The sequence below is a fragment of the Streptomyces sp. SID14436 genome (assembly GCF_010548465.1).
Taxonomy (GTDB): Bacteria; Actinomycetota; Actinomycetes; order Streptomycetales; family Streptomycetaceae; genus Streptomyces.
The window spans coordinates 56,289-65,162 of the sequence record NZ_JAAGMD010000098.1; the positions used below are offsets into that span (position 1 = coordinate 56,289).

Consider the following 8,874-nt stretch of genomic DNA (forward strand, 5'->3'; position numbering starts at 1 on the left):
CAGGCCCGAACCACCGCCCTGCTTCCCTGAGTCGTCGGTGCACAGGACATCGCGGATCTGCGTCTCCTCTTCGGCTGGGTGCCGGTCGACGACCGCGCCTACGACCGCGCCTGGCAGGTCCAGGAGATCCTCACCCAGCGCGGACAGCACCGCAGTGCCGGAGCCGTCGACCTCGTGGTGGCGGCCACGGCCGAGTTGCAGGGACTGACCCTCCTTCACCGTGACCGTGACTTCGAGTGCATCGCCGCCGCCACAGGCCAGGCGCTCCAGTGGTACGGGCCGAAACCCGGCGCTCTACGTGGACAACGGCAGTGTGCTCACCTCCGCCGGCAAGGCCGCCGCGATGGACCTGTGCCTGCACCTCGTCCGGCTCGACCACGGTTCGGGCGTGGCCAACGCCGTCGCCCGGCGCCTGGTCGTGCCGCCGCACCGGGACGGCGGCCAGGCCCAGTTCGTGCCGTCCCCGGTGCCCGTTCGGGACGACCACCCCCTGACCGCGCTGTTCCCCTGGGTGATGGAACGGCTCGACCAGCCGCTCACCGTGGAGGATCTGGCACGCCGGGCGCGCATGAGCTCGCGCAACCTGGGCCGGCACTTCCGGGCGGTGACCGGCACGACTCCGCTGCAGTGGCTGCTGACGCAGCGGATCCGCCGCGCCCAGGAGTTGCTGGAGACCAGCGACGAAGGTGTCGACGCCATCGCGGCGGCCACCGGCATGGGCACCGCCACGACCCTGCGCCGGCATTTCAACCGCACGGTCGGCGTGCCTCCGGACACCTACCGCCGCACCTTCCGCTCACCACCCCGCCCCGGCTCGTAGGGCGACGGATCACGGTGCCGGAGTCCCGGACGGACGTGCCCACGGCTTCTCACCACCGGCTGCCGACGGCAACGCAGGGCCGCGGACCTGGGATTCGGCAGCGGTGTCAGAGCGGCAGGTCGTCGGGGAGGACCCGGAACGACTTGTGACGGCCCAGAGGGCGTACGGCACGGAAGTCGCGTCGGTCGAGGGTGAGGATCGCGTCGGTGTCGTAGTCGGCTGCGAGGGCCACGTTCACTGCGTCGGTGAGGTCCAGCTCGAGGGACCTGTAGCGGACGCGGACGGACTGAGCGGCGCCCAGGTGGTGCTCGGTGACCTCGGGCATGACGACCCGGGCTCGTCGCCGAGTGCGAGGCGCTGGACGGGCCGGTGCCCGGCGCGCGCATCCTGATCGGGGCCGGCAGCGAGGATCTGCCGCATGTGCTCGGCGCGCTGTCTGCTGCCGCGCCGTCCCCGACGTCTCCGCCGTCTCCGCCGCCCCCGACGTCCCCGACGTCTCCGCCGTCCCCGACGTCCCCGACGTCCCCGACGTCTCCGCCGTCCCCGCCTGCCGCGTCGTCCGTGGGTTCCGTCCCCGACCAGGGCGGCCGGAACGGCTAGGCGCCGTTTCTCGGGAATCCGTGAGAGCGCCGTCACCAGCGACGCTCTGCGACGCTCTAAGCCTGGCCTCAGGTTGACCGGGGACACTGAGCGGCAAAAACCTCGACTGGGACTGGAAGGGGGGCGGGCCGGCGTGCGGATACTGATCGCGGATGATGACCCGGCCATCCGTGACTCGCTGGAGCGGGTGCTCCAGGTCGAGGGGTACGACACCAGCACCGTCTCCAACGGTCTCGCCGTGCTCGACGAGTTCGGTGGGGCCGGTGGGGCCGGCGGTGACACGCTGGATCTGCTGCTCCTCGACGTGATGATGCCGCGCCTCGGCGGGCTGGAGACCTGCCGGCGATTGCGGGCCGCGGGCCGGGATCTGCCGGTGCTGATGCTGACCGCCCGTGACCAGGTCTCCGACCGGGTCGCGGGGCTGGACGCGGGCGCCGACGACTACCTGCCCAAGCCGTTCGCCACCGAGGAGTTGCTGGCCCGGGTGCGGGCCCTGCTGCGTCGGCGCACGCCGACCGAAGAGGCGTCGCAGATCCTGTCGTACGCCGACGTCCGGCTCGATCCCGACCGGTTCGAGGCGTGGCGGGGTGACCGGCCGCTGCACCTGACCCGGACCGAGTTCTCCCTCCTCGAGGTGCTGGTGTGCAACGCGACCCGGGTCCTGACCCGCGACGCGCTGTTCGAGGCGATGTGGGGCTTCGGCATGAGCTCCACCGCCAACAACCTCCAGGTGTACGTGAGTTACCTGCGTCGCAAGATGGAGGCCGAGGGGGAGCCGCGACTGATCTACACGCTGCGCGGCCTGGGATACACGCTCCGGGAGACTCCTCCATGAGCAGGTCCGCCGCCGGCCGGGAACCGCGCCGGCTGACCCGATGGTGGCGCCGGCGGTCCCTGCGGACCAGGCTGACGGTGATCGCGGCGACCGCCATCGCGGTCAGCGTGTTCGGGGCCTTCCAGGTGGCCAGCGAGCTCCTGGACTGGGAGCTGCGGGACACCGCCGAGAACCAGCTGCGCGCCGACTCCCGCGTCCTGGCGGCGAACGCGGAGCGCGAGGGGCCGGCGCAGGTCCAGCTGTCGCCGTATCCCGGATCCGGTCGGCTGGTGCGGGTCGTCCTGCCCGACGGATCGGTCCGGACGCCTGCCGGCCAGCCCTCGCTTCCCCCGGTCAGCGAAGACGCCGAGCGCGTGGCGGAGGGCGCGTCGGCCGACCTGATGGAGTCGGACGACAGCGACGAGGACGGCTACCGCATCTACACGCTGCGGGCGGGCGACGGCGCGGTCCAGGTGGCCCGCGCCGTCGACGACGGCCCGGTCAACCGGTTCGGGTTCGGCATGCTGCTGATCGGGCTGTTCTGCGCGGCCGGCGGCGGCCTTGTCGGGCGGGCCGTGGCGCGGACCGGGCTGGCACCGATCGACCGGCTGACCGCCGCCGCGGTGCGTGTCGCGCACACCCGGGAGCTGGACGCCGACATCCCGGACGAGGGCGGTGGGGAGATCCGGCGGCTGATCCAGTCGATCAACGACATGCTCGCCGCGCTCCGGGAGTCCCGGCGGGCACAGCGGCTGCTCGCCGAGGACGCCGCCCACGAGCTGAAGACCCCGCTCACCAGCCTGCGCCTCAACGTCGAGCTGCTGATGCGGCTCGACCGTCGCGGCACCCTGGACAGCGCCCTGCCGGCGGAGAGCCGAACCCGGGTGCTCAACGATCTCGGCGCCCAGGTGGCCGAGTTGAGCACCCTCGTCGCCGAGCTGACCGACCTGGCGCGTGGTGACGTCAGCGACGAGAGCACCGAGCTGCTCGACCTCGCCGACGTGGTGGCCGCCGCCGCGGCCCGGGCGCGTTCCCGCGTGCCCGACATCGAGGTCGCGCTCGACGTGACCTCCGTGTGGGTCAGCGGGCGTCCCGCCGCGCTGGAGCGAGCGGTGCTCAACCTCATCGACAACGCCGGCAAGTGGTCCCCCGCGGACCAGCCGGTCCGGGTCCGGCTCCGTGCCGAGGGCGCGTCGGCGGTGCTCGAGGTCGACGACGCCGGGCCGGGCATCGACGCGGCCGACGTACCGCGGGTGTTCGACCGGTTCTACCGTGCCGACAGCGCTCGCGCGTTGCCGGGGTCCGGTCTGGGGCTGTCGATCGTGCAGCGGGTCGTCGACGCCCATGGCGGCCGGGCCACCGTCGCCCGCTCCGCCCGCGGTGGCGCGCTGCTTCGGCTCGACCTGCCGGCCGCGGACCCGCCTGCCCCGGTCGCGCCCGCCGCCTCCGGGGAGGACACCGGCACTCGCTGACCGACGTTCGCCGCTCCGTACGCGCTGACCCGCCCCGGTGGTGCGGCGCCTGAGCCCAGTAGGGCGGCGCCCTCAGCCGTATGCAAGAGATCCGGGACGGGGCTGTGGCCCCGTCCCGGATCTCGTCCGTGCCGCCGCACTCACCGTTGCAGCGCGGACTCCTCGTCGTCGGCGAGGGGTTGTCGGGGCTGTTGTCGGGGCTGGTGGCCGGCCGGCGGCTCCGCCGCCGGGCGGGACAGCCGGCTCGGCCACCACATCCGCTCGCCGATCAGCAGGGTGAGGGCGGGCACCAGGACCGACCGCACCAGCAGGGCGTCGAGGAGCACGCCGAAGGCGACCAGGAACCCGAGCTCGATCATCATCACCAGCGGAAGGGTGACGAGGACCGCGAACGTGGCCGCCAGGACCAGGCCCGCCGAGGTGATGACGCCACCGGTGGCCGAGAGGGCCTTGAGCATGCCCTCTCTGGTGCCGAGCCGCACGGTCTCCTCCCGGGCCCGGCTGGCCAGGAAGATGTTGTAGTCGATGCCGAGCGCCACCAGGAACAGGAAGGCCAGCAGCGGCACCGAGTGGTCGATCCCCTTGAAGCCGAGGAGCGTGTCGAAGACGAACACGCTGCCGCCGAAGGCCGCGGCGAACGAGACGATGACGGTGGCCATCAGGACCAGCGGGGCCAGGACCGCGCGCAGCAGCAGCCCGAGGATGATCAGGACGACGACGAGCACCAGCGGGATCACCAGCTTCTCGTCGTGCCGGGTGGTCACCTCGGTGTCGAGGTTCTCCGCACTCGGCCCGCCGACGATCGCCTCCGCCCCGCTCACCGCGTGCACGGCGGTCCGCACCCGCTTGATGGTGTCGTACTCCGCGGGGGTGTCCGGCGCGTCCTCCGGGAACACGGAGATGCCGGCCCAGTCACCGGTGGTCTGCTCCGGGACGGCCATGGCCACACCGGGAGTGTCCTTGACGACGTCGAGCACCTGCTTCTGGTGCGCCGGCCGCGCGAAGACCGTCATCGGCTGGCCGCCGAGCTCCGGGAAGTGCTCGCGGAGAACGGTGAAGCCGGTGACCGACTCCGGCGGGGACAGGAACTGGTCCTGCTCCCGCAGGGCGCCGGTGTTGCCCGCCAGTCCGAGGGCGAGCACGCCGAGGACGCCGAGCGAGCCGAGCGTCGCCACCCACCGGCGGCGGCTGATGGCGGTGCCGAGCCGACCCCACAGCCCCCGCTTCTCCTCCACGGTCGTGCTGAACCGCGGGACGGCCGGCCAGAAGATCCGCCTGCCGAGGACGACGAGCACCGCCGGGAAGAGCGTCAGCATGGCCACCAGCGCGCACAGGATGCCGGCCGCGCCGATCGGGCCCAGGCCGCTGGTGCTGTTCAGGTCCGCGACGAGCAGGCACAGCAGGCCGGCGACCACGGTGGCCGCCGACGCGACGATGGCCGGCGCGGCGCCGCGCAGCGCGTGGACCATCGCGACCCGGACGTTCTCGTGCTGGTGCAGCGCCTCCCGGTACCGGGCGATGAGCAGCAGCGCGTAGTCCGTGCCGACGCCGAACACCAGGATCGTCAGCAGCGCCGAGTTCTGGTCGTTGACGACGATGCCGAAGCCCTTGACGAGGAGGTAGACGGTCCCCATCGAGGTCAGTGCGGCCGCGCCGACGGCCACCAGCGGGATGATCCACAGCACCGGGCTGCGGTAGGTGAGGATGAGCAGGAGCGTGACGACGGCGAGGGTGGTGAGGAGGACCTGCTCGTCGATGCCGTCGAACACGGCATCCATGTCGCCGTCGATCGCGCCCGGGCCGGTCACGTCGAGTTCCAGGCCGGCGGGGCGGTCCTTCGCGGCGTCCCGCAGCGGGCCGACGATCTCCTCCGGTGGGCCGTACTCCTTGCTCACGTCGAGGGTGAACACCATCGCCTTGCCGTCGGTGGACAGTTGCGCCGGTGAGCTCTCGCCGTCCTCGCCGTCCTCGCCGTCCTCGTCGTTCTTGGCGGCCTCATCGTTCGTGCCGGTCTCGCCGGACGCCGCCGTCGCCTTCGGCGGGTACTGCTCGGCCAGGGTGTCGTAGTGGCGCTCGACCGTCGCGCGGTCGGCGTCGGTCAGGCCGTCGTCGCGGTGGTACACGAAGACGAACGTGCTGTCCTCACCGCCGGGGAGACTGTCCTCCAGCACCGCCACCTTGGTGGACTCCGCACTGGCCGGCAAGGTGTCCACGGCACTGTCGGTGGTGACCGAGCTCAACTTCGCGCTCAGCGGCACCATGCCCGCCGCCAGCACCAGCCACAAGCCGATCACCAACCATGGCACCCACCGGCCTGCCAACCGGCCGCCCGGCGTTCTCCCGGACGGCACCGCGTCGACTGCCATCACTAGCCTCCTGCATACGGGTCGCTCGCTTTTCTGGACGCCGACTTCCTAGCGAGCGAACCTGAGGCGACTGTTAGTGCGGTGCTCAGGCCGGGTGGCCGAACGAGTCCACGGTGGAAAGCCCGACTCGATCCGAGCACACGGCAGGCACGGTCCTCGTCGTCACGCGCGTGCCGAAGTCCCGTGCGTACGTGCTGAGTCCGTGCCTGCTCCTGCGCCGCTTCACCGGCGTCGTGGAGGCGCCCGGCCCCATCGAATGCCGTTCACCGCCGCTCCCGCCTGGGTGAGCCGAGCAACAGCTCGACCATGACCCGGGCGTCACGCCGGCGAGACGGGCTCGCGGACCACACGCCGGGCATGACTACGCAGCACAAGAGAGTGAGGGGAGTGAGGACGACGATCACGCCGATCCATGGACAGGCCACTGTGACGGGTACCAGGAGACCCTGACACCAGGCCGAGCAGCGGCCCCGCCCTCACGGGTCGATAGCGCTCGCCATGCGCCGGATCCCTTCCTGTCGACGGAGCTTCGGGCTCCGACCCGACACCCACGCGTTTTTACGGCCACAGGACTGGCCGTCATTCATGGGACACCGGTGATCGCACGCGCCAGGATGGCGGGTCCACGGCAGGCGTGCGCGGCGCCCCATCCCCCGTCGATGGGAGCAGTTTCATGGTGCCGCACTGCCCCGGATCGTGGAAGGCGTTTCCTTGAGATGGCAGGCAACTGCCGGCCTCAGAAGTGCCCCCGCGGGAGTCCCGGGTTGTCGGTCCTGTCCGACGCGGAGCGAGCGCGTCGCGTCCGTGTCCCGCTCGTCGTGGGAGGGCCCCCCATGGGCCGAACGGCGCAGGCCGGGAACAGCCGGTCCGGGCAGTGCTGTTGCATCGACCGAGGTGCCGGAGCCGTGCGGGCGTGGACGCGTGGAGATCTCCGGATCGTCCGCCCCACCCGGATCCGGGGCGCAGACGGTGGTACGCCCGCCACGCTGCTCGACCAGGACTTATCAACCAGGACTTAGCAACTTCGCAGGAGGACTGTTCCCATGGCTGACCGGCCCTTGACGCTCATGGCAGTGCACGCCCATCCCGACGACGAGGCCACCGGGACCGGAGGGGTCCTCGCCCGGTACGCGGCGGAAGGCGTCCGCACGGTTCTGGTCACCTGTACCGACGGCGGTTGCGGTGACGGGCCGGGGGGCGTGAAGCCGGGTGATCCCGGGCACGATCCGGCAGCGGTCGCCGCGATGCGCCGCCGGGAGTTGGAGGCGAGCTGCGACGTCCTGGGGGTCGGCGAGCTGGAGATGCTGGGGTACGCCGACTCCGGGATGATGGGCTGGCCGAGCAACGACGCCCCCGGGTCCTTCTGGCGGACCCCGGTGGAGGAGGGCGCCGCCCGGCTCGCGGACCTCATGCGGCACTACCGGCCCGATGTGGTCGTCACCTACGACGAGAACGGCTTCTACGGTCACCCGGACCACATCCAGGCCCACCGCATCACGATGGCGGCGCTGGAGATGACCGGGCTGACGCCGAAGGTGTACTGGACCACGATGCCCCACTCGGGGCTGCGGCGGTTCGGTGAGGCGATGCGCGAGTTCCAGGAGGACCTGCCGGAGCCGGATCCCGCCGAGGCCGACGCCATGGCCGACATCGGGCTGCCCGACGACGAGGTCACCACCTGGGTGGACACCACGGCGTTCAGCGGCCGGAAGTTCGACGCGCTGGCCGCGCACGCCAGTCAGGGCGAGAACATCTTCTTCCTCAAGATGGGCAAGGAGCGGTTCACCGAGTTGATGGGCGTGGAGACCTTCGTGCGGGTCCAGGACCCGACCGGCGCCCCCATGCCCGAGAACGACCTCTTCGCCGGACTGCGCTGACCGGTCCGTCCGGCCCCGCCGAGAGGCCCGGGGGGGGACGGACGGGGCGTGAGCGGCCCGCCTCCCTCGGTCGGGACCGGCCTCCGATCCGTCGGTCGGTCGGCCTCCGATCCGTCGGTCGGTACCGGCCTCCGCGTCCGCTGTGACCGCCCCCACCGCCGTGGCCGTTCCTCAGCCCATCCGTCCCAGTGCCTCCCGTGCGCGCCGGGCGTCCCGGATGCGCTGTTCGTAGGTCGCGCCCACGACGAGCAGCAGCAGTCCGGCGAGCGCGGGCGGCAGCCAGCGGGGGAGGACGCCGGCCAGTTGGACCAGGTAGGGGGCGAGTTCGTGCAGGGCGTCCAGCACGAGCACGCCGCCGCCGAGGACGAGCGGGGCCTGGAGGCGGTGGCGCGCGCCGAGCAGGGTGACGGCGAGGGCCGCCGTGCCGAGCAGCAGGGGGCGTTGCCAGTCCGCGTCGGCCCACGCGGCGAGCAGGCTCGGCACGAGCGTCGCCGAGAGGCCGGGACCGTAGGCCGACCACGACGAGGCCCGCGGGTCCCGGCGGCGCCGCAGGAAGCCCACGACCAGCGCCGGGACGGTCACCGGCAGGGTGTACGCCTCCGGGGTGCTCACAACCCACGACCCGAGCCGCACCCAGGTGGCCAGCAGGAACAGCGCGGCGGCCACGTACCCGGCCTGGCGTCGGTCCGCGCGTACGGCGGTCCCTGCGGCGATCACTGCGCACAGGGCCAGGACGAGCGCCAGCACCGGCGGGTCGGTGACGGCCAGCCCGACGGCCAGGAAGGCCGCGCAGGCACCCGTGGCCTCGACCGGGACGGCGGCGCGCGGGACCCGTGCGGCCAGCAGGGCCGCGGCGGCGGGGACGGTCAGGACGAGCAGCGCCGTGTGCGCGGGCGGCCACTCCGCGGCGGCGCCGACCGCGCAG

Annotated in this window: 4 protein-coding genes and 4 pseudogenes; 5 read left to right on the plus strand and 3 right to left on the minus strand. The window is 72.5% G+C overall.

Going from position 1 to position 8,874, the window contains the following annotated elements; all coding sequences use genetic code 11:
* Window positions 1-48: 48 nt before the first annotated feature.
* Both G3I53_RS33585 and G3I53_RS03770 read left to right on the plus strand, forming a co-directional pair.
* Window positions 49-285 (plus strand): annotated as a pseudogene (locus G3I53_RS33585) (PIN domain-containing protein); the annotation flags it as partial.
* 7 nt (window positions 286-292) lie between these two features.
* Window positions 293-820: pseudogene (locus G3I53_RS03770) on the plus strand (helix-turn-helix domain-containing protein); the annotation flags it as partial.
* 106 nt (window positions 821-926) lie between these two features.
* Here G3I53_RS03770 and G3I53_RS03775 read toward each other — a convergent pair.
* Window positions 927-1,154, minus strand: a pseudogene (locus G3I53_RS03775) (VapC toxin family PIN domain ribonuclease); the annotation flags it as partial.
* Between the two features lie 399 nt (window positions 1,155-1,553).
* Between G3I53_RS03775 and G3I53_RS03780 the strand changes: the two are divergent.
* Together G3I53_RS03780 and G3I53_RS03785 are read left to right on the plus strand one after the other, a co-directional pair.
* On the plus strand, window positions 1,554-2,255 hold the full coding sequence (locus G3I53_RS03780; RefSeq protein ID WP_164334048.1) for a response regulator transcription factor: 702 nt from the start codon (window positions 1,554-1,556) through the stop codon (window positions 2,253-2,255).
* Window positions 2,252-3,706 (plus strand): HAMP domain-containing sensor histidine kinase, encoded by a 1,455-nt coding sequence (locus tag G3I53_RS03785; protein WP_164334049.1) that lies wholly within the window; start codon window positions 2,252-2,254, stop codon window positions 3,704-3,706. Before G3I53_RS03780 ends, G3I53_RS03785 begins: the two co-directional genes overlap by 4 nt.
* Before the next feature lie 140 nt (window positions 3,707-3,846).
* Here G3I53_RS03785 and G3I53_RS03790 read toward each other — a convergent pair whose 3' ends face one another.
* On the minus strand, window positions 3,847-6,072 hold the full coding sequence (locus G3I53_RS03790; RefSeq protein WP_164334050.1) for an MMPL family transporter: 2,226 nt from the start codon (window positions 6,070-6,072) through the stop codon (window positions 3,847-3,849).
* Between the two features lie 1,043 nt (window positions 6,073-7,115).
* On the opposite strand from G3I53_RS03790, the gene G3I53_RS03795 reads away from it, so the two are divergent.
* Window positions 7,116-7,949, plus strand: a complete 834-nt coding sequence (locus G3I53_RS03795; protein WP_164334051.1) for a PIG-L family deacetylase — start codon at window positions 7,116-7,118, stop codon at window positions 7,947-7,949.
* A 171-nt stretch (window positions 7,950-8,120) separates the two neighbouring features.
* On the opposite strand, the pseudogene G3I53_RS03800 reads toward G3I53_RS03795, so the two are convergent.
* Window positions 8,121-8,874, minus strand: a pseudogene (locus tag G3I53_RS03800) (hypothetical protein); the annotation flags it as partial.